This is a genomic window from Pseudomonas sp. MYb118 (genome assembly GCF_040947875.1).
GTDB lineage: Bacteria > Pseudomonadota > Gammaproteobacteria > Pseudomonadales > Pseudomonadaceae > Aquipseudomonas.
Genome location: NZ_JBFRXN010000002.1, coordinates 97,396 through 117,373 on the forward strand (window position 1 = coordinate 97,396; position 19,978 = coordinate 117,373).

The 19,978-nt window shown below is 62.1% G+C and carries 20 protein-coding genes and 4 tRNA genes; 7 read left to right on the top strand and 17 right to left on the bottom strand.

Annotated elements, in window-relative coordinates; all coding sequences use genetic code 11:
- Positions 1-164 precede the first annotated feature (164 nt).
- The 8 genes from murB to ABVN20_RS06265 all read right to left on the bottom strand — a co-directional run bounded on the left by murB (position 165) and on the right by ABVN20_RS06265 (position 7,013).
- Entirely contained in the window at positions 165-1,184 is a 1,020-nt protein-coding gene (gene murB, locus ABVN20_RS06230) for a UDP-N-acetylmuramate dehydrogenase (RefSeq protein ID WP_368554663.1), read from the bottom strand.
- Positions 1,181-1,645, bottom strand: coding sequence for a low molecular weight protein-tyrosine-phosphatase (locus ABVN20_RS06235; RefSeq protein ID WP_368554664.1), 465 nt, complete (start codon positions 1,643-1,645; stop codon positions 1,181-1,183). The genes murB and ABVN20_RS06235 overlap by 4 nt, the downstream gene beginning before the upstream one ends.
- Positions 1,645-2,409, bottom strand: coding sequence for a 3-deoxy-manno-octulosonate cytidylyltransferase (gene kdsB / locus ABVN20_RS06240; protein WP_368554665.1), 765 nt, complete (start codon positions 2,407-2,409; stop codon positions 1,645-1,647). The genes ABVN20_RS06235 and kdsB overlap by 1 nt, the downstream gene beginning before the upstream one ends.
- Positions 2,406-2,591 carry a Trm112 family protein gene (locus ABVN20_RS06245; protein ID WP_187677807.1) on the bottom strand — a complete coding sequence of 62 codons (186 nt, stop codon included), beginning with the start codon at positions 2,589-2,591 and terminating at the stop codon, positions 2,406-2,408. Before ABVN20_RS06245 ends, kdsB begins: the two co-directional genes overlap by 4 nt.
- A 24-nt stretch (positions 2,592-2,615) precedes the next feature.
- Positions 2,616-3,626 (bottom strand): tetraacyldisaccharide 4'-kinase, encoded by a 1,011-nt coding sequence (gene lpxK / locus ABVN20_RS06250; protein WP_368554666.1) that lies wholly within the window; start codon positions 3,624-3,626, stop codon positions 2,616-2,618.
- Positions 3,626-4,057: an ExbD/TolR family protein gene (locus ABVN20_RS06255; protein ID WP_368554667.1), complete on the bottom strand. Its 432-nt coding sequence runs from the start codon at positions 4,055-4,057 to the stop codon at positions 3,626-3,628. Before ABVN20_RS06255 ends, lpxK begins: the two co-directional genes overlap by 1 nt.
- Entirely contained in the window at positions 4,054-4,692 is a 639-nt protein-coding gene (locus ABVN20_RS06260; RefSeq protein WP_368554669.1) for a MotA/TolQ/ExbB proton channel family protein, read from the bottom strand. Before ABVN20_RS06260 ends, ABVN20_RS06255 begins: the two co-directional genes overlap by 4 nt.
- 98 nt (positions 4,693-4,790) lie before the next feature.
- Complete coding sequence (locus ABVN20_RS06265; protein WP_368554670.1) at positions 4,791-7,013, bottom strand: DNA internalization-related competence protein ComEC/Rec2; 2,223 nt, start codon at positions 7,011-7,013, stop codon at positions 4,791-4,793.
- Between the two features lie 136 nt (positions 7,014-7,149).
- Between ABVN20_RS06265 and ABVN20_RS06270 the strand changes: the two genes are divergently transcribed.
- Entirely contained in the window at positions 7,150-7,668 is a 519-nt protein-coding gene (locus tag ABVN20_RS06270) for a DUF2062 domain-containing protein (protein ID WP_368554671.1), read from the top strand.
- A 559-nt stretch (positions 7,669-8,227) separates the two neighbouring features.
- Here the strand turns inward: ABVN20_RS06270 and ABVN20_RS06275 are convergent.
- From ABVN20_RS06275 to ABVN20_RS06290, 4 genes are all read right to left on the bottom strand, one after another.
- The gene (locus tag ABVN20_RS06275; protein WP_368554673.1) at positions 8,228-9,007 is read right to left on the bottom strand and encodes an ABC transporter permease; all 780 of its coding nucleotides are present in this window, start codon (positions 9,005-9,007) and stop codon (positions 8,228-8,230) included.
- Positions 9,004-9,936, bottom strand: coding sequence for an ABC transporter ATP-binding protein (locus ABVN20_RS06280; RefSeq protein ID WP_368554674.1), 933 nt, complete (start codon positions 9,934-9,936; stop codon positions 9,004-9,006). The genes ABVN20_RS06275 and ABVN20_RS06280 overlap by 4 nt, the downstream gene beginning before the upstream one ends.
- Positions 9,937-10,059: 123 nt before the next feature.
- On the bottom strand, positions 10,060-10,683 hold the full coding sequence (locus tag ABVN20_RS06285) for a glutathione S-transferase family protein (RefSeq protein WP_368554675.1): 624 nt from the start codon (positions 10,681-10,683) through the stop codon (positions 10,060-10,062).
- Positions 10,684-10,726: 43 nt separating this feature from the next.
- Positions 10,727-11,386, bottom strand: a complete 660-nt coding sequence (locus ABVN20_RS06290; protein ID WP_368554676.1) for a transglutaminase family protein — start codon at positions 11,384-11,386, stop codon at positions 10,727-10,729.
- Positions 11,387-11,634: 248 nt separating this feature from the next.
- On the opposite strand from ABVN20_RS06290, the gene ABVN20_RS06295 reads away from it, so the two are divergent.
- A complete protein-coding gene (locus ABVN20_RS06295; RefSeq protein WP_368554677.1) occupies positions 11,635-14,082 on the top strand; it encodes an acyl-CoA dehydrogenase in 2,448 nt (815 codons plus the stop codon).
- Positions 14,083-14,156: 74 nt separating this feature from the next.
- Complete coding sequence (locus ABVN20_RS06300) at positions 14,157-14,564, top strand: PA2817 family protein (RefSeq protein ID WP_368554678.1); 408 nt, start codon at positions 14,157-14,159, stop codon at positions 14,562-14,564.
- Between the two features lie 193 nt (positions 14,565-14,757).
- On the opposite strand, the gene ABVN20_RS06305 is transcribed toward ABVN20_RS06300, so the two are convergent.
- Entirely contained in the window at positions 14,758-15,696 is a 939-nt protein-coding gene (locus ABVN20_RS06305; RefSeq protein ID WP_368554679.1) for a LysR substrate-binding domain-containing protein, read from the bottom strand.
- 91 nt (positions 15,697-15,787) lie between these two features.
- Here ABVN20_RS06305 and ABVN20_RS06310 point away from each other — a divergent pair, with 91 nt between their 5' ends.
- The 3 genes from ABVN20_RS06310 (at position 15,788) to ABVN20_RS06320 (ending at position 17,910) form a co-directional block, all read left to right on the top strand.
- Positions 15,788-16,414, top strand: coding sequence for an alanyl-tRNA editing protein (locus ABVN20_RS06310; RefSeq protein WP_368554680.1), 627 nt, complete (start codon positions 15,788-15,790; stop codon positions 16,412-16,414).
- 82 nt (positions 16,415-16,496) lie between these two features.
- Positions 16,497-17,267, top strand: coding sequence for a 2OG-Fe(II) oxygenase (locus ABVN20_RS06315; protein ID WP_368554681.1), 771 nt, complete (start codon positions 16,497-16,499; stop codon positions 17,265-17,267).
- A 4-nt stretch (positions 17,268-17,271) separates the two neighbouring features.
- Positions 17,272-17,910 (top strand): LysE family translocator, encoded by a 639-nt coding sequence (locus ABVN20_RS06320; RefSeq protein ID WP_368557670.1) that lies wholly within the window; start codon positions 17,272-17,274, stop codon positions 17,908-17,910.
- 116 nt (positions 17,911-18,026) lie between these two features.
- Here ABVN20_RS06320 and ABVN20_RS06325 read toward each other — a convergent pair.
- The 4 genes from ABVN20_RS06325 to ABVN20_RS06340 form a co-directional block, all read right to left on the bottom strand.
- Positions 18,027-18,102, bottom strand: a tRNA-Gly gene (locus ABVN20_RS06325).
- Between the two features lie 3 nt (positions 18,103-18,105).
- Positions 18,106-18,181: transfer RNA gene (locus ABVN20_RS06330), tRNA-Glu, on the bottom strand.
- A 104-nt stretch (positions 18,182-18,285) separates the two neighbouring features.
- Positions 18,286-18,361 (bottom strand) — tRNA-Gly (locus ABVN20_RS06335).
- A 2-nt stretch (positions 18,362-18,363) separates the two neighbouring features.
- A tRNA-Glu gene (locus ABVN20_RS06340) sits at positions 18,364-18,439 on the bottom strand.
- Between the two features lie 392 nt (positions 18,440-18,831).
- Here ABVN20_RS06340 and ABVN20_RS06345 point away from each other — a divergent pair.
- Positions 18,832-19,584, top strand: coding sequence for a hypothetical protein (locus ABVN20_RS06345; protein WP_368554682.1), 753 nt, complete (start codon positions 18,832-18,834; stop codon positions 19,582-19,584).
- Positions 19,585-19,978 lie beyond the last annotated feature (394 nt).

Below are 19,978 nucleotides of genomic sequence, written 5' to 3' on the forward strand. Positions count from 1 at the left end.
CAGGCTAAAGGGGCTCTCTTATGCAGACAGGAGCGTCTGCACCGGGCCTTTGATGGAACAAATGGTGGTTATCGTTTGCCCGCCAGGTTAACCCGGCATTAACAAAAAAGCCCTGCACACGTGAAGTTGTACAGGGCTTTGAAGGCAGTCTTGAAAGCGTAGCTTCAATACCGATTGGGCTCCATTTCCAGCTCAACCTGGAAACGTTCTGAAATGTCTTTCTGGATGCGTTGCGCCAGGTTCAGCAATTGCAGCCCCGTCGCCTCGCCGTAGTTGACCAGCACCAGCGCCTGCGCCTTGTGCACACCCGCATCGGCCTCGCGAAAACCTTTCCAGCCGGCACGCTCGATCAGCCAGCCAGCCGCCAGCTTCATTTGCCCATCGGGTTGGGCGTACGCCACCAGGTCGGGGTATTGCGTCTTGAGCCGTGCCACCTGCGCGGCCGACACCAGCGGGTTCTTGAAGAAGCTGCCGGCATTGCCAAGTACCGCCGGGTCCGGCAGTTTTTCATTGCGGATGCTGCAGATCGCCCGGCTGACATCGGTGGCGGTGGGTTGGTCGACGCCTTGCTCGGTCAGGCGCTGACGCACCGGGCCGTATTCCAGATGCAGGTGCTCGACGCGGCTCAGGGCAAACCGCACCCGCAGGATCAACCAACGCCCCGGTTGCTGCTTGAACAGGCTGTCGCGGTAGGCGAAGTTGCATTCGTCCAGGCTGAAGTCGCGCAGCTCGCCGGTCTGGCGGTCCAGCGCGGTCAGGCCGGCGAATACGTCCTTGATCTCCACGCCATAGGCGCCGATGTTCTGCATCGGGGCGGCGCCGACGGTGCCGGGGATCAGGCTCAGGTTTTCCAGGCCGGACAGCCCCTGTGCCAACGTGTGCTGAACGAAGGGATGCCAGGGTTCACCCGCCTCGGCTTCGATCACCACACGACGGCCATCATCGCTGAGGATGCGAATGCCCCGGGTGGCCATGCGCAGCACCAGCGCCGGGATGTCGGCGGTCAGCAGCAGATTGCTGCCGCCACCGATCACCAGCAGCGGCACGCCCTGCTCCACGGCACAGGCCAGTGCCTGGCGCACATCGGCATCGCTGTGGGCTTCGGCGAACAGCCGCGCCCGGACATCCACGCCAAAGGTATTGAACGGCTTGAGGGAAACCTCGCGCTGTAGCTGCAAACTCATAACCGGCCCTTCAATTCGATGACCAACTGATCACTGGCGCGCTCGATCAGATCGAGCACAATCTCGAAGCCCTGGTCACCGTCGTAATACGGGTCCGGGACTTCGTCGATCTCCGACTGATAGCGGCGCAGGAACAGGTCCAGCTCGGCCCTGCCCTTGCCGGGCTGCAAGGCCTTGAGGTTGCGCAGATTGCTGTGATCCATGGCGAGGATCAGGTCATAAGTGGCGAAGTCGGCGCGGCTGACCTGTTGAGCGCGCTGGGCGGACAGGTCGTAACCACGCAGCCTGGCAGCGGCCTGGCTGCGTTTGTCCGGCGCTTTGCCGACGTGCCAGTCACCGGTGCCGGCCGAGGCCACTTCGACCTGATCGGCCAGCCCGGCCTCACGCAGCTTATGGCGCAACACACCTTCAGCCGTCGGCGAACGGCAGATGTTGCCCAGACAGACGAACAGAACCCGCATCAGGCCTCCAGCAGGCGACGAACGCGTTCGAGGTCTTCGGGCGTGTCGACACCCGCGGGCGGGGCGATCAGCGCATCGGCCACGTGAATCCGTACGCCGTGCCACAGGGCCCGCAATTGCTCCAGCGACTCGGTGTTTTCCAGCCAGCACGGGCCCCAGCTGACGAAGTCATGCAGGAAACCGACGCGATAGGCATAGATGCCGATGTGGCGGCGATACGGCACGCCTTCCGGCAGCTGCTCCTGGCTTTTGGCGAAGGCGTCGCGGGCCCAGGGCAAGGTTGCGCGACTGAACGTCAGCGCCAGGCCGTTGAGGTCGCTGACCACCTTGACCACGTTGGGATTGAACAGGGTCTGCACGTCTTCGATCGGCTCGGCCAGGGTGGCCATGCGTGCCTCGGTGTGGGCGGCCAGGTTGGCAGCAACCTGGTCGATCACGCTCGGCGGGATCAACGGCTCGTCGCCCTGGACGTTGACCACGATGGCATCGGGCCCCAGGCCCAGCTGGGTTGCCACTTCGGCCAGACGATCGGTACCGGAGTTATGGTCTTCGCGGGTCAGCACCACTTCGGCGCCAAAGCCCCGGCAGGCCTCGACGATGCGCGCATCGTCGGTGGCCACCACCACCCGCTGGGCACTGCTCTTGCTCGCCTGTTCCCAGACGTGCTGGATCATCGGCTTGCCGGCAATCAGCAGCAGTGGCTTGCCTGGCAAGCGGGTGGAGGCGTAACGCGAAGGAATGACAACGGTGAAGGCGGTGGTCATTTATCCAGGCGCTCGTCGGTGGTCAGGGTGCGGGCTTCGGTTTCCAGCATCACCGGGATACCGTCGCGGATCGGGTACGCAAGGCCAGCGCCCTTGCTGATCAGCTCGGTTTTGTCGGCGCTGAGTTTGAGCGGGCCTTTGCAGATCGGGCAAGCGAGGATGTCGAGCAGTTTGGTGTCCATGAGCATTCCCTGGAGAACAACGATTTAAGGCAAAAGACGAGCCGGCAGCAGACGCATCAACTGCGTATCGAACCAGGCCACGAAGGCCGGTGATGGCGCAGCATCGACGGTCAGGTACCACCAATCGGCAGCGGCGAAGGCACGGCACTTCACCGCGTCCTTTTCAGTCATCACCAACGGCAATGACGGTGTGAAATTCAAGGCCTGCACGCTGTATTCGGCGTGGTCGGCAAACGCATGGGGAACAGGCCGCCAGTGTAGCGTTTCGAGGGTCGTGAAGAAACGCTGCGGGTTGCCGATCCCGGCCACCGCGTGCAGCGCCTGGCCTGGCGGGAAGTGATCGAGGGGCCGTCGTTCACCGCTTTGCAGGTTGACCAGGGCACTGGGCTGCAAGGTGAAGGCAAAGCCGTCCGCACGGTCATCGGCAGCGCCGTTGTACAGCACGGCATCGACGCTTTGCAGGCGCTCGGCCGGCTCGCGCAGTGGCCCGGCCGGCAGGCAGCGCTGGTTGCCCAGGCCGCGGGCGGCGTCGATCAGCACCAGTTCCAGGTCACGGGCCAGGCGGTAATGCTGCATGCCATCGTCGGAGAGGATCAGGTCCAGCGGCTCACTGGCCAACAGCGCCTTGACCGCACTGCTGCGGTCCGGGTCGATCATCAGCGGCACGCCGGTACGCTGCACGATCAACAGCGGCTCATCGCCAGCCACGGCGGCGTCCTGATCGGCCGCGACGCGCCACGGCAGTTGCGGCGGCTTGGCGCCATAGCCGCGACTGACCACACCGACCCGCAGGCCGCTGCGCTGGCAATGTTCGATCATCCACAGAATCAGCGGCGTCTTGCCGGTGCCGCCGACGGTGATGTTGCCGACCACGATCAACGGCACCGGCGGTTGATAGATGTCACCCTCGCCCGCCAGGAAGCGCTCGCGCTTGCGCGTGACCACACGCCGGTACAGCCATTCCAGCGGCCGCAACAGTTTCAGGGCTGGATGGCCCTGATACCACGCGGCAAGCAAACGATCGGACATGGCCATCAGGGCGCGGGCGGCGCCGCCTCGACTGTGGTCATGCGCAGGTGGCTGAAGCCCAGTTTGCCGGCGGCGTCCATGGCGGTGATCACCGACTGATGCTGGGTCTTGCCATCGGCGCTGATGGACAACGGCAGGTTGGTGTCACCACCGGATTCCTTCTGCAACGCGTCAATGACGGTCGCCAGGTCGCTCTTTGGCAGGATCTGGTTATTCAGCGAAAACACGCCGTCGGCATTGATGGTCAGGTCCAGGTGCTTGGCCTGCTGATCATCGGCCGACGCACCGGTGACCGCCTCCGGCAGTTCGACACGCAACTGGGTCTCGCGGGTGAAGGTGGTGGTCACGACGAAAAACAGCAGCAGGATAAACACCACGTCGATCAGCGACGCGAGGTTGATGTCCACGTTCTCCCGTTGCTTGCGGCGGAATTTCACGCTTTTTTGCCCTCGTACAGGTCCACGTCACGATCGCCCTGCACGACTTCAACCAGCTTGATCGCTTCCTGTTCCATGCCCACCACCAGCTCATCAATGCGCCGTTGCAGGAAACGGTGGAAGAACACCGACGGGATACCGACCATCAGGCCCGCTGCGGTGGTGATCAGGGCCTTGGAAATACCCCCGGCCAGCACGGCGGCGTTGGTGGTCATGCCGGTGCCCATGAAGGCGCTGAAAATGTCGATCATGCCCAGCACCGTACCGAGCAGGCCCAGCAGCGGGGCCATGGCGGCGATGGTGCCCAGTGCGTTGATGTAGCGTTCAAGTTCGTGAATCACCCGCGCGGCGGCCTCTTCAATGCACTCTTTCATGATCTCGCGACCATGCTTGGAGTTGGCCAGGCCCGCCGCGAGGATTTCGCCCAGTGGCGAGTTGGCGCGCAGTTCCTTGAGCTTTTCCTTATTGAGCTGCTTGTCCTTGATCCACACCCAGACCTGGCCGAGCAGATAGTCCGGGGTCACACGGCTGGCGCGCAGGGTCCACAGGCGCTCGGCGACAATCGCCATGGCCGCGATGGAACTCAGAATGATCGGCAGCATCATCCAGCCGCCGGATTTGACCAATTCCCACACAGTGACAGTCCCCTCGAAAAAGTGCGCCACTCTAACATAGGGGGTCGGCGCACCGAAGACCGTGATGTCGCATCCGGTCGGGCTTTAATAACCGGTGGTTATGGCGGGGCTCGCCAGAAACGCCGTTGTTGACGCATCGTCCAGGCCGGTTCGAACAGCCCCAGGCGCAGACGAATGGCGCCCTGCTCGGCGCTGTCGTGGAGAGTCATGCCGCGTTTTCGATAGCGCGCCGTGACCGTAGGGTGCGGGTGGCCGAACGAATTGCCATGGCCGCGCGAGATCAGCACCGCCCGGGGTTGCAACGCCGCGAGCAGCGCCATCGACGACGAACTGCGGCTGCCGTGGTGGGGCGACTGCAACCAGTCGGTGGGCACGGCCAGGGGGCTGTCGAGCAGGACCTGCTCGGCCGCGACGTCGATGTCGCCGGTCAGCAGCAGGCGCTCGCCGTTGGCCTCGATTTGCAGCACGCAGGATTGCTGGTTGCTGTCGGTCGCCCCGGACCATTGCCAGAGCTGGAACCTCACACCGTCCCAGGTCCATTGCTCCCCACTGGCGCACGCCTGCGCGTTCAATTCGGCGGGCAGTGCCAGCGGGTCACCGCTCAGGGTTCGCGCGACCGGCATTGCCTGGGCGACGGCCCTGGCCCCTCCCGCGTGATCGGCATCGCCGTGGCTGATCAGCATCAGGTCGAGCCCGCTGACGCCCAGCTTGCGCAAGGCTGGCACAACCACGCGCTCACCCAGGTCGAGGTCGCCGAAACGCGGCCCGGTGTCATACAGCAGCGTGTGATGGCGGGTTCGGATCAGAATCGCCAGCCCCTGGCCGACGTCCAGTTGCCAGACTTCGGCGACGCCTTCCGGCAGCGTCGACCTGGGGGGAAACACCAGCAACAGTAACAGCGGCCATCCCAACGGACGCAACGGCACGCCACGGGGCAGCAACAGCAGAATCGCGCCAAGACAACCCAGCGCCCATACCCAAGGCGCGATCGCGACGGGCTGCCATGCCGGTACTTGCCCGGCCAGCCACCCAAGGGCCATGAACAACTTGTCGATCAGCCCGCCCGCCAGCCACAGCAGGCCTTCGCCTACATAAGGCAGCGGCAACAACAAGGTCCCGAGCAGGGCCAGTGGCAACACCAGCAGGCTGATCCAGGGCACCGCCAGCAAATTGGCCAGCGGACCGCTGAGGCTGATGGGCAGTCCCAATATCAGCAGCAGCGGCCCCAGGCCGATTGCAATCAGCCATTGCGCGCGGGTCCAGGCCTGCCACCATCGCCATGGGCCCAGGCGCCCGCCAAAGGTGAAGATCAGCACCGCCACCGCCGCGAAGGACAGCCAGAAACCCGGCTGCAGACTGACCAGAGGATCGAGCAGCAACACTGCATCGAGCGCCAGCAGCAACGGCCACCAGGCCCCCAGATGGCGAAAGCGCAGGCGCCACAGCAGCACCAGGCCGATCATCACACAGGCCCGCCGCACCGGCACCTCGAACCCGGCCAGCAGTCCATAGCCCAGCGCTGCGGCGAATGCCAGCCCACAGGCCCAGGGCAACCAGGGCAGGCGCGCCGGCCACAGACCGTAGCGGGCCAGCCCGGCAATCAGCAGATACACCACGCCGGCGAGCAGACCGATGTGTTGCCCGGAGATCACCAGCAAATGCACGGTGCCGGTGTCTTGCAGCACCTGCCAATCTTCACGATCAAGCCCGGCGCCATCGCCCAGCACCAGCGCCGCCAGCGCGCCCGCCCGGCCCTGGGCGTCCACCGCCTGCAAACGCTGGCGGACGCTGTCGCGCCAGGCCCAACGCGCTTGCGCAAGGCGCTGGCCATCCTTGATCGTGCCGGTGGCGCCAATGCGTTGCGCCAGCAGCCAGGCGTCGTAATCGAAGGCATGGGGGTTGAGCAGCCCGGACGGGCGCTTGAACTTCACCGCCAGCCGCCAGCGCTCGCCGCTGCTGACCGGCGGCCCGCCGTACCAGGCCAGGCGCAGCCGTGGTGGCAGGTTTTCCTGGCGTGAGCGCACGTCTGCCAACTCAAAGCGCACCACTTGATCGCTGCTCGCGGGCAACCCCACCACCCGCCCCTCGACCCAACGGGTTTCACCGTCGAGTTCAGCCGGCAGGCGATCGTCCAGCGCCCACTGCGCCTGGGCGCCGGCCCAACTCAAGCCGAACAGGAAAAACGCCAGGGGGTAGGTCCTGAACGGCAGCAACATCAAACCCACTACGGGCAACGCCCACCACAACCCCGCCGGCGGTAGCGCCGGCAAAAAACGCAGGGCCAGCAAACCCAGCGCCAGCGCCATCATCCCTGTGCGCATAAGCCCGTCCTTGAGAGTTCCCTCCCAAGTCATAGCCGGCTTGCGGCACGAGCATGGTTAATAATTGTCACAAACTCTGAATAGGCGGCTCTTAGAATCCAGACATACTTGCCGCCTTGACCGACCGAGAAGCCTTATGCCCCGGCGCTTATTCAAACGCTACATGCCAGACCCGACCAGCATCAGGGAACATCAATCCTTACGCTTTCTCGGTACCCTGCTGCATGACCCGAACCTTTGGCACCTCAACCGACACTCGGTAGCGCGGGCCATGGCGGTGGGCCTGTTCGCGGCGTTCCTGCCGATCCCCATGCAGATGCTGGTGGCTGCGGCCCTCGCGGTCGTGGTGCGCGGCAACATGCCGATTGCCGTCAGCCTGGTCTGGCTGACCAACCCGATCACCATGCCGGCGGTGTTCTTCTGCACCTACCAGATGGGCGCCTGGCTGATGAACGTCCCCGCCCGCACCTTGCCCGACGAACTGACCTGGGAATGGATCAGCGGTGAACTGTCGACGTTGTGGCAGCCGTTCCTGCTGGGCTCGGTGGTCACCGGCCTGCTGCTGGGTGCACTCGCCTATTGCCTGGTGATGGTGTATTGGCGTTGGTGGGTCAGCCGACAGTGGGCCAGGCGCAAGAAAAAGCGTATGCAATGAACACAAAAGGCCTCCATCTGGAGGCCTTTTCAATTGCACAACACAACCCCTGTAGGAGCGAGCACGCTCGCGATGGTGGCCCAGACACCACGGGCATCGCGAGCAAGCTCGCTCCTACAGTAGATCAAGATCAAAAGCGTTACGCCGTCCCCTGTAGGAGCGAGCTTGCTCGCGATGGTGGCCCCGGCACCGCGGGCATCCAGACAGCCCGCGTCATCGTTCACGACCATCGCGAGCAAGCCCGCTCCCACAGAAGATCAAGATCAAAAGCGTTGTGCGGTCCCTTGTAGGAGCGAGCTTGCTCGCGATGAAAGCCCAGACACCGCAGGCATCCAGACAGCCCGCATCATCGTTAACGACCATCGCGAGCAAGCCCGCTCCCACAGAAGATCAAGGTCAAAAGCGTTGTGCGGTCCCCTGTAGGAGCGAGCTTGCTCGCGATGGTGGCCCAGGCACCGCGGGCATTCAGACAGCCAGCGTTATCGTTAGCGACCATCGCGACGGTTCGACGCTTCGACAGGCTCGCTCCCACAGAGGGGGGAATGCGCAGCATTGGGGGTTAAGTCCGCATCCCCCGCCCACTCACCAGCAGTCGTGCGCAGCCGATGTACAGCACCACCGTGGCCACCAGCATGAACGTAATCGCCACACTGATCCTGATGTCCGAAACCCCCAGGATGCCAAAGCGGAACGCATTGACCATGTGCAGCACCGGGTTGGCCAACGATACGGTCTGCCAGAACGGCGACAGCAGGGAAATCGAATAGAACACCCCACCCAGGTACGTCAGCGGCGTCAGGACAAAGGTCGGAATGATCGAAATATCATCGAAGTTGCGCGCAAACACGGCGTTGATAAAGCCCAGCAGCGAGAAGATCGTCGCCGTCAGCACCACTACCAGGATGGTCACGCCCAGGTGATGCACCTGCAAATGGGTGAAGAACATCGACAACACCGTGACGATCAGCCCGACCATCAACCCGCGTAGCACGCCGCCCAGGGTAAAGCCGATCAGAATCGTGTGCGGCGACACCGGCGACACCATCAGTTCCTCGATGGAGCGCTGGAACTTGCTGCCGAAGAAGCTCGATACCACGTTGCCGTAGGAGTTGGTGATCACCGACATCATGATCAGCCCCGGCACAATGTACTCCATGTAGCTGAAGCCACCCATGTCACCGATCTGCCGGCCGATCAGGTTGCCGAAGATCACGAAGTACAGAACCATCGTGATGGCCGGTGGCAGCAAGGTCTGTGGCCAGATGCGGGTGAAGCGCCGGACCTCACGGTAAACGATGGTGTTGAGGGCGACGAGGTTGGGTCGCAGCTCGGAATTCATACCGCCACCTTCGACAGATTTTTCTCCACCAGGGACACGAACAACTCCTCGAGGCGATTGGTTTTGTTACGCAGGCTCAGCACTTCGATGTTCTGCTGGGCCAGCTGGGTGAACAGCGCCGTGATGCCCATGGTCTTCTCGACCTGCACCTCGAGGGTGTGCGCATCGAGCAATCGGCTCGGGTAACCGAGCAACTGCGGGGCAACGCTCAGGGCGTTCTTGGTGTCGAGCAGGAAGGTCTCCACATGCAACTGGCCGAGCAGCTGTTTCATGCTGGTGTTCTCGACGATGGTGCCGTGGTCGATGATGCCGATGTGGCGGCACAACTGCTCGGCCTCTTCCAGGTAATGCGTGGTGAGGATGATGGTGATGCCTTTCTGGTTCAGCTCGGTGAGGAACGACCACATCGAGCGACGCAGCTCGATGTCCACCCCCGCCGTCGGCTCGTCGAGGATCAGCAGGCGCGGTTCGTGGACCAGGGCGCGGGCAATCATCAGGCGCCGCTTCATGCCACCGGACAGGGACCGCGACGGCACATCGCGCTTGTCCCACAGGCCAAGCTGAGTCAGGTACTGCTCGGCGCGTTCCTTGGCGATTTTGGGCGGGATGCCGTAATAGCCGGCCTGGGTCACGACGATGTCGAAGGTCTTTTCGAACTGATTGAAGTTGAATTCCTGCGGCACCACACCGATGGAGCGCTTGAGCTGTGCAGGGTTCCTGTCCAGGTCGTGACCAAAGATATTCACCGTGCCGCTGGTCTTGTTCACCAGGGTCGAAAGAATGCCGATGGTCGTGGATTTGCCGGCGCCGTTGGGGCCGAGCAAGGCGAAAAAGTCACCTTCGGCGACGTCCAGATCGATACCACTCAGGGCCTGGAAACCGTTGCCGTAGGTTTTGGTTAGCTGCCGGATGGACAGAGCGGAACTCATATCGGATTTACGCACCGGAAAAGAAAAAATGAGGGTGGGCGACGCGCAAGGCACCGCGGCGAATTGACGCAATGGTGCTTGCCGCCGCCACACAAGTACAGTGAAGTGTGTCGATAGTAAGTATTAAGTCAACGCGGTCATGACGGCTTTTTTATACGCCGCACGCGCTTTCAGCCGTGCGTACCAGGCCTCGAGATGAGGCTGCGGGGCACGCTCGATGGGCATTTCGAACCAGGCATAAATGAAACTGCCCAGGGGAATATCGCCCATGCCGATCTCGTCACCGGACAGGTAAGGCTTGAGTGCCAGCGCCTCATCGGCCATCGCCAGCAGTGTGTCGCACTCTTTGATCGCGGCATGGATGGCGGGCCAGTCCTGCTGCTCCGCCGGCGTGCGCAGGACACCCCAGAACACCGTGCGGAACGGGCCGGCAAAACTGGACGTGGTCCAGTCCATCCATTGTTCGGCAATGGCGCGCGCCTTGAGATCGGTGGGGTACCACGCGGTGTAGCCAGCATGGCTGGCCATCAGGTAACGCACGATGGCATTGGATTCCCACAGCACGAACCCTTCATCCTCGATGACCGGCACCCGGCCGTTGGGATTCATCGCCCGGTACTGCGGCGTGTCCACGACACCGAAGGCGCCGCCCGCGTCGATGGATTCGTAGGGCAGATTGAGCTCCTCGGCGGCCCACAACGCCTTCCTGACATTCGACGAATTTTTCCGACCCCAGATCTTCAGCATGTCTGCCTCTTTATGGATGAATGCGCAGGCAGCATACGCCGGATCAGGCGCGACTCAAATCGCTCTGCATATCACCCAGCAGCGCTGGCAATGCTTCGCTGAACAGATGCGGGTAGCACTTTTGCAGGTGCTCGAAAAAGAAGGTTTCCGGCACGTCGGCGAACTGGCCGTGATCAATCAGGTATTCCATCAAGTGCTCGCCATCGCGATTGAACGGGTGGAAAACACTGTCGTTAATGCCATCGAATTCCAGCGGCGCCACGTTGAACAGTTCGCACAGTTGCTCGTTGAATGCCGGCGTGGCCTTGACCCAGCGGCCGTTCAGGAACAGTTCGGTATAACCGTGCATGGCGAACACATCGCTCTTGAGCAACTGCAGCAAACGCGGGGTCGACAAATGATTGCGCACATCCGCCAGGCCGATCCGCGCGGGAATCCCGCAATGGCGGGCCGCGCCGGCCAGCAAGGTGGCCTTGGGCACACAGTAACTTTCCCCGGCGGCCAGCGCATGACTGCCGCGCAGGGTGTCCGGATCACGGCTGAAGGTGTAAGGGTTGTAGCGCACGGCCTCGCGCACCGCGTAATACAGATTGATCGCCTGCTCCAGCGGATCGCGGCTTGTTCCGCGGTGTTTTTCGGCGAACTCCACCACCGACGGATGGTCACTATCGGTGAAGCGGCCGGGTCTCAGATACTCGTGCATGGGATCAATCTCCTGGGCAAGCCACGAGTCTAGCGAGAGGTTCAGCACAGAGATAACGACGTTTCGGCCAAACTTGGACGCTTTGTCGCCCACCTCTCGAACGATTGGCGCCGCTTGCTGCCAACCGCTCCTACAAACTCATTAAAGGTTTCCCACGATTTCAATCACACCGCTCTGACCACCCTCTTTCGCGGATGCCGTCTAAGCTCTGAAGGTTGTTTTTGCCCTTGTTTCACGGAGGATTAAATATGCTGCTGTTGTGGATATTGGTTCTGGTTGTCGGGATTGCGTATTTAGCCCACCGCCGTATCGCCCCCCTGCCCGCCCTGTGCATCGTTGCCGTTTATGTGGTGGCGATGGGCGCCTTCAGCCGCGCGCCAGGCTGGTTGCTGCTGGTACTGTGGGTGTTGATCGCCGCCGTCGCAGCCCCTCTGTTGCTGCCGGACCTGCGCCGCAAATACTTCAGCGCGCCTTTGTTCGACTGGTTCCAGAAAACCCTGCCGCCAATGTCGGAAACCGAACGAGATGCCATCGACGCCGGTACGGTGTGGTGGGACGGCGAGCTGTTCAGTGGCCGCCCGGACTGGGACAAACTGCTGTCCTACCCCAAGGCGCAATTGACCGAAGAAGAACAGGCCTTCATCGACGGCCCGACCGACGAGCTCTGCGCAATGGTCACTGACTGGCAGATCGGCCAGGACATGGACCTTCCCGCCGAAGCCTGGGCACACATCAAAGACAACGGCTTCTTTGCCCTGATCATTCCCAAGGAATACGGCGGCAAGGGCTTCTCGGCCTACGCCCACTCCCAGGTGGCGATGAAACTGGCCACCCGCAGCGGCGACCTCGCCTCCACCGTGATGGTCCCCAACTCCCTCGGGCCCGCGGAACTGTTGTTGCACTACGGCACCGACGAACAGCGCAACCACTACCTGCCGCGCCTAGCACGCGGCGATGACATTCCGTGCTTCGCCCTGACCGGGCCACTGGCGGGCTCCGACGCCGGCGCCATGCCCGACACCGGCATCATCTGCAAAGGCCAATGGCAGGGTGAAGAAACCCTCGGCCTGCGCCTGAACTGGGAAAAGCGCTACATCACCCTGGGCCCGGTCGCCACCCTCCTCGGCCTCGCGTTCAAGGCGTATGACCCGGACCATTTGCTCGGCGATGAAGTCGACCTGGGCATCAGCCTGGCGTTGATCCCCACCGACACCCCCGGCGTGGAAATCGGCCGTCGCCACCTGCCCCTGGGCGCTGCTTTCATGAACGGCCCCAACTCGGGCAAGGATGTATTCATCCCGCTGGAATTCCTCATCGGCGGCCAGCCCATGCTCGGCAAAGGCTGGATGATGCTGATGAATTGCCTGTCGGTCGGGCGCTCGATCTCGCTGCCGGCGGTGGGCACCGGCGCGGCGAAGTTCACCAGCCTGGTGACCGGCCAGTACGCGCAGATCCGTGAACAATTCAACGTGCCGCTGTCAGCCTTCGAAGGCATCCAGGAAGCGATGGCGCGGATCGGCGGCAACGCCTGGATGATGGACGCGGCGCGCATGCTCACCGCCAACGCGGTGGACCTGGGCGAGAAGCCGTCGGTCTTGTCGGCGATTCTCAAGTACCACCTCACCGAACGCGGCCGTGAATGCATCAGCCACGCCATGGATGTGCATGGCGGCAAGGCGATCATCATGGGGCCGAACAACTACCTGGGGCGCAGCTGGAATGGCGCGCCGATCTTCATCACCGTGGAAGGCGCGAACATCCTCTCGCGCAACCTGATGATCTTCGGCCAGGGCGCGATCCGCTGCCATCCGTTCGTCCTCAAGGAAATGGCCCTGGCCGGGCGCGAAGACAAGCAGCAGGCCCTCACCGAATTCGACGGCCTGCTGCTCAAGCACATTGGTTTTGCCGTGAGCAACGCCGCCAGTACGCTGGTGCTGAACCTGGGCTTCGGCCATTTCGAGCGGGCGCCGGGCGACAAGCTCAGCCAGGGTTATTTCCGCGCGCTCAATCGCCAGGCCGCCGCGTTCGCCATGCTCGCCGACCTCAGCATGATGCTGCTGGGCGGCGAGTTGAAGCGCCGCGAACGCCTGTCAGCGCGCCTGGGCGATGTGCTCAGCAACCTGTACCTGGCCAGTGCCGCGCTCAAGCGCTATCACGACCTCGACTCACCGGAGCATATGGCGCCGCTGTTCAATTGGGCCATGGAAGAAAGCCTCGGTCAGTCGGAACGTGCCCTGGATGAACTGCTGACCAACTTCCCCAACCGGGTGCTCGGTTGCCTGCTGCGGGTGATCGTGTTCCCGTTCGGTCGCCGGCACAAAGGCCCATCGGACAAGCTCGGTGCCGAAGTGGCCGGGGTGATCGGCCGGGCCAAGGGCGATCCGGCCCTGGAAGAACTGCTCGGCGGCTGCTTCCGTCCGCAATCCGCCGATGACGCCGTCGGCGCACTGCAACACGCCTGCGACCTGCTGAACGCGGCACAGCCGGTACAGAAAAAGCTGCACGTGGCCCTCAAGGGCGGTCAATTCAAGCCCGTCGCCGGGGAGCACACCATAGATGCAGCCCTGGAAGCCGGCGTATTGCAGCCGATGGAGGCGCATAACCTGCGTGAGGCCGAAGCGGCGCGGCGCAAGGTGATCGACGTGGACGATTTCGACAAGGAAGAACTGGCCCTGGCGCCCGGAAAGGTCCGCTGATCCTGCCAGCGGTGTAAAAACCGGCGTGGGAGCCTTATACTCCCGCGCCCGTTTTGCTCTTGAGGACTTATCTCGTGTCCAACGTCGTTGCCGATCATCTCGTCTTGCTTGACCACTTGCGCAGCATCCTGGTCGCCGTGGGTGAGGCCGAACAGGTTCCCGAAGAAAGCCATGCCTTGTTCCTGGAACGCTTCGACGAACTGCGCGCCCTGCTGCCGGTCGACCCGATCGAAAGCCAGTACCTGGGCCAGGACATCCTCTGCCAGGTGATGACCCGCTACCCGCAAGTCGCCCACCTGGTTCCGCGTGACCTGTTGTGGTTCTTCGCCGGTGACTGCCTGCACTACATGCCTGACGAGGAAATCAACCTGTTCCAGGCCCTGGAAGAGCGCCGCTACGAAGCCGAACAGAACGACGAACCGTTCGACTGGCACCAGGAAAAACAGCTGCTGGCGATGTCGAACGACGAGAGCCGGCACTGATAGACAAAGGCCCGCATTGCGGGCCTTTTTTATGGCCCGGTCGGCCCTCCCGCTTCCTTCTTCCTTCTCCTGTCTCCTGTAGGAGCGAGCTTGCTCGCGATGGTGGCTCAGGCACCGCGGGCATTCAGACAGCCACCGTTATCGTTGACGACCATCGCGAGCAAGCTCGCTCCTACAGGATGGGGGGTGGGGGCTATTTGCCGGGCTTGCCCAGGGTTGGCTCTTTCTCCAGGCACTCCACCAGATAGTCGATCAACACCCGCAGCTTGGGCGGCAGGTAGCGCGTGGGCGAATGCAACAGCCACGCACCGCCGTGGTACGAGGCCAGGAACGTCCAGTCCGGCAGTACCTGCACCAGCGAGCCCTGCTCCAGCGCATGACGCGCGGTGAAGTACGGCAGGCTGCCGATCCCGATGTGCTGCAACACCGCGTCCAGCCGCACACCGGTGTGATTGGCGGCGTAGCGTCCGCGCACACCGACGGTGACGGCCTTGGTGCCCTTCTTGAATTTCCAGCGCGCATCGCTTGGCGTTTCGCCCAGGTAGATACAACTGTGGTTGAGCAAATCGTGCGGATGGGTCGGTGTACCATGCTCGGCCAGATACCGGGGAGTCGCGCAAAGCAGGTGGTCGATGGTCAGCAATTGCCGCCCCACCAGGCCAGCGGGAGGATGGTCGGTGATGCGAATCGCCAGATCGACGTGATCGTCGATCAAATCGACCTGACGATCCTCCAGCAGTAACTCCACATCCACCTTGGGATAGCGTCGCAGAAACTCCGGCATATGTGGGTGGATCACGAATCGCCCGACCGCCTTGGGCACACTCACCCGCACCAGGCCTTGCGCTTCATCGGTGAACTGGCCGCTGATTTCCATGACCGATCTGGCGGCGTTGACCATCTCCTGACAGCGCTTGAACACCTCTTCCCCGCCATCGCTCAAACGCAGCTTGCGCGTGGTGCGCTGCAACAGGCGCGTGGCCAGCGCCTTCTCCAGACGTGAAATGCTGCGACTGACCGCCGACGGCGAACTGCCCAGTTGGCGTGCGGCTTCGGAAAAGCTTCCGGTCTCGACGACCTTGACGAAAATCGCCATTTCACCGAGCAACGGCAAGGGGAGATTTATGCTCACGGCACAACAGTCCTTTGATGTTTGAACGGATTATCACGCCATTGTGCGCTTCATATAATGAAATACATAACCGTTAGTGAGGGCATGGAATATGACGCTTCGCCTCTTTTTCCATAGTGATGACCTCAAGGCCAACGTGGAAGTACTGGAATGCACCCCCCACGAAAATGAATTCGCGGTGGAGTTGCGCGCCACACTGTTTCACCCCCAGGGCGGTGGACAACCCTTCGATACCGGCTGGATTGGCGACAGCCAGGTCCTGCGCGTGGTGCAGGATCCCGAGCGCATCCTGCACTTCGTGGACCGTCCCGTGGCGCTGGGCATGACCCCGATTCGCGTCGATGAGCCGCGCCGTCAGTTCAACACGCGGATGCACTCGGCTGGTCATCTGATCGGCCATTTCGTCCAGGCGATGGGCTGGATGCCAGTCAAGGCGCATCACTGGCCCGGCGAAGGCCGGGTGCAGTTCAAGCCGACGGAGGGTGCCCAGGAGGCAGACGCCGGGATGATCGAGTTCGGCCTCGAACAATGGATCGCCCATGATCTGCCACGCCTGACCTCGCTGCGCGAAGGCTCGCGGGAAATCGGTTTCGGTGAACTGCCGGCTTATGGCTGTGGCGGCACCCACGTGCGTAGCCTGAAGGAGTTGGGCAAAGTCACGATCGCTGCCGTTTCACAGAAGAAAGGCACGCTTTCAGTCCACTACAGCGTGGATTGAGCCTGCGGGCGATACCGGACCCTGTATCGCCCGACGCCGGGAACACCCGGTTCCTCATTACCCCCATAGATGGACCTTGACCATGATGCTTGATGTCGAGCGTCTCGATGAGACGTGCATAAAAAAACTCGCCAACGAAGAAGTGCTCGCCATTCGCGTCAAGCGCTTCCTGGCGCCGCCACTGGCTCGTCAGATCGGCGACAAGATTCTTGAGCCCGGCTTTGAAGGCTATATCAACGCGCCGAGTATCGGTCGTATCGGCATGGCTTTTTATGAGGCGGAAAATCAGCCACTGCTGATCGAGGATTACTTCGAGCGCGCCACCGAAAACATCGCGGAACTGCGCAATCGCTGCGCGCCGTATTCGTCGCCGGTCGACACCCTGCGCTGCATGCTCGACGAATCCTGGCCGGCCGGCGCCCACCTGGAAAACCTCTACGGCCGCAAGATGTACGTCGGGCTGTCCCGGGTAGTGAAACCCGGCGTGTGCTTCCTGGCCCATCACGACATTTTTGCCAAGGACGCCCCGGACAGCTACCAGGCGCACAGCCTCGATGCGCAATTCGCCTGCAACGTGTACCTGAACATGCCCAGCGAAGGCGGCGCATTGCAGATGTGGGACCACGACATTTCCCCGGACCAGTTCGACGACATGCGCGGCGACAGTTACGGCATCGACCCGGCGTTGCTGGGCGAGCCGACCCTCGAGGTACGTCCCGAGCCGGGCGATTTCATCATGTTCAATTCGCGGCGCATGCACGCAGTGACACCCGGCGTAGCGCATCCGCGCCTGAGCCTTTCCTTCTTTGTCGGCTATCGCGGCAATGCTTCCCCCCTGACGTTCTGGAGTTGAAATGCTGTTTTCGAATTACCTGGGTGAATTCCTGACCCTGGCAACCATTCACTTTCTGGCCGTGGTCGCCCCCGGACCGGATTTCGCCGTCACCATCCGCCAGAGCGTACGCTTCGGTCGTGGCGTGGGCATTTGCACCGCGCTGGGCATTGGCGCCGGCATTTCCGTGCATGTGCTCTACACCCTGCTGGGCGTTGGCACACTGATGCATACCCTGCCCTGGCTGCTGACCGTGGCCAAGGTCGTCGGCGGCGCCTACATTCTGTACCTCGGCGTCAGCCTGTTGCGCAGCCAGCCCAAGTCGGTGCTTGAAGGTGAGAAAGAGGCCGATGAACCGCTGGTCGAGCAAACCCTGTTGAAGGCCTTCACCACCGGGTTTCTGACCAACGCGACCAACCCCAAGGCCACGCTGTTTTTCCTGGCGATTTTCACCACCCTGATCAGTACCTCGACGCCACTCGGTATCCAGGCGCTGTACGGGGTCTGGATGTGCTGTGTGAATGCGCTGTGGTTCGTGATTGTCGCGCTGTTCTTCTCCAGCCACCGGGTCCGGTTGCAGTTCATGCGCATGGGGCACTGGTTCGAGCGCACCATGGGGGTGATTCTGATTCTGTTCGCCGGGCGCCTGATTCTGTCGATGTAACACCGGCATCCGCACGAAAAAGGCCCGCTCAGTCTGACTGGCGGGCCTTTCGGGGGCTTGGGACAAATCGCAGGCAAACAAAAACGCCGCTCAGTGAGCGGCGTTTTTTGTGAATTTGGAGCGGGAAACGAGACTCGAACTCGCGACCCCGACCTTGGCAAGGTCGTGCTCTACCAACTGAGCTATTCCCGCAAATGGCGTCCCCTAGGGGACTCGAACCCCTGTTACCGCCGTGAAAGGGCGGTGTCCTAGGCCACTAGACGAAGGGGACACGCTACCCGGAACACATGGTGTGTGTTTCGGTGTCCAGATCCCTGTCCGAAGACCGGGTTCTGGTTTCACTCAGCCCTGCTCGAAAGCAACGCTGTTTAAAATTGGAGCGGGAAACGAGACTCGAACTCGCGACCCCGACCTTGGCAAGGTCGTGCTCTACCAACTGAGCTATTCCCGCATTGGCGTCCCCTAGGGGACTCGAACCCCTGTTACCGCCGTGAAAGGGCGGTGTCCTAGGCCACTAGACGAAGGGGACACACTACAACATTCACTCCCTGCCGCGTTTCGCTGTGTGCTTTACGCTGCAAGTGGCGCGCATTCTATGGATGGATTGAGAGGTCGTCAACCCCCGAATATAAATTTATTTAAATCAATGACTTCGCCCTGCTTTGAACGGTGAAAACGGCTTTTTGGGCGACCGCTGTCTGACGCCTATATTCTGACGCTCGCCAAGACGTTATAGTCCACCCATGCAAAACATGATGGCAATGTGCAACTCGATTGTAATTGCTTATATAAGCAGCGTTGCGGTCGATACAGTGACAAGCGCGTTCGATTCAACCCGTCGAGCGGCCCTATGCGGCCCCATGCCAAGCCACTAAACTCGCTCGCGAATCCCATAAAGAGGTCTTACCGTTGACGCCACTCATGATCACCCTGCTCGTCGTAGCCGGGATTGCACTCTTGATCGCCATTGGGTACATGAACCATGTGGTGGAAGCCAACAAGCTGGAACGGGCCCGCACTCAGGTTGAACTCAACGACCGCCTGCGCCGGTGCGGCGAAATCACCGAGACCTTCCCAGGCCAGTTCATGACGCCGGCCCTCAAGCTGTTGCTGACCCGCCTGGAACTGAACGTCTGCCAGCGCCTGCTGAACCTGGAGAAAACCAGCGCCATCCTCAAGGCGCGGATCACCGAGCTGAACGCGTTGATCGGCCAGGGTGAGTCGATCCCGGTCAACAACCCGCCCGCGCCGATCCAGACCGAAGCCAAGGCCAAGGATGTGCGTTTCCTGCTCGAAGCCTTGCATGGCCAGATCACCCGCGCGGCGCAGGACGGTTTCCTGATGCCCAACGAAGCCAAACGCTGGATCCGCGAGGTTCGCCACATCCTGGTTTTGCTGCACATCGAATTCTTCAACAACCTGGGCCAGCACTGCCTGCAACAGAACCAGCCCGGCCAGGCTCGCCTGGCCTTCGAACGCGGCGTGCAATACCTGCGCAAACAGCAGGAGCCACAGGTCTATGCCGAACAGCTCGAGTACCTAGAAAAACTGCTGGCCCGCGCCAATGCGCAAGTCATGGACGAACGTGCACAGACTGAAGACGAGGCCAACCAGTTGAACGAAGGCCTCAAGGAAGACGAGGCGGACTGGAAGAAGCGCGTGATCTACGACTGATTGATCGCTCGAACACCGCAATATCCTGTGGGAACGGGCTTGCCCGCTCCCACAAAATGCCCACCGAACCTGTAGGAGCGAGCTCGCTCGCGATGGTCGTCAACGAAAACGTGGGCTGTCTGAATGCCCGCGGTGCCTGCGCCACCATCGCGGGCAAGCCCGCTCCTACAAATGCCCCACCGGACCTGTAGGAGCGAGCTCGCTCGCGATGGTCGTCAACGAAAACGTGGGCTGTCTGAATGCCCGCGGTGTCTGGGCCTCCATCGCGGGCAAGCCCGCTCCTACAAATGCCCCACCGGACCTGTAGGAGCGAGCTTGCTCGCGATGGTCATTAACGAAAACGTGGGCTGTCTGAATGCCCGCGGTGCCTGCGCCACCATCGCGGGCAAGCCCG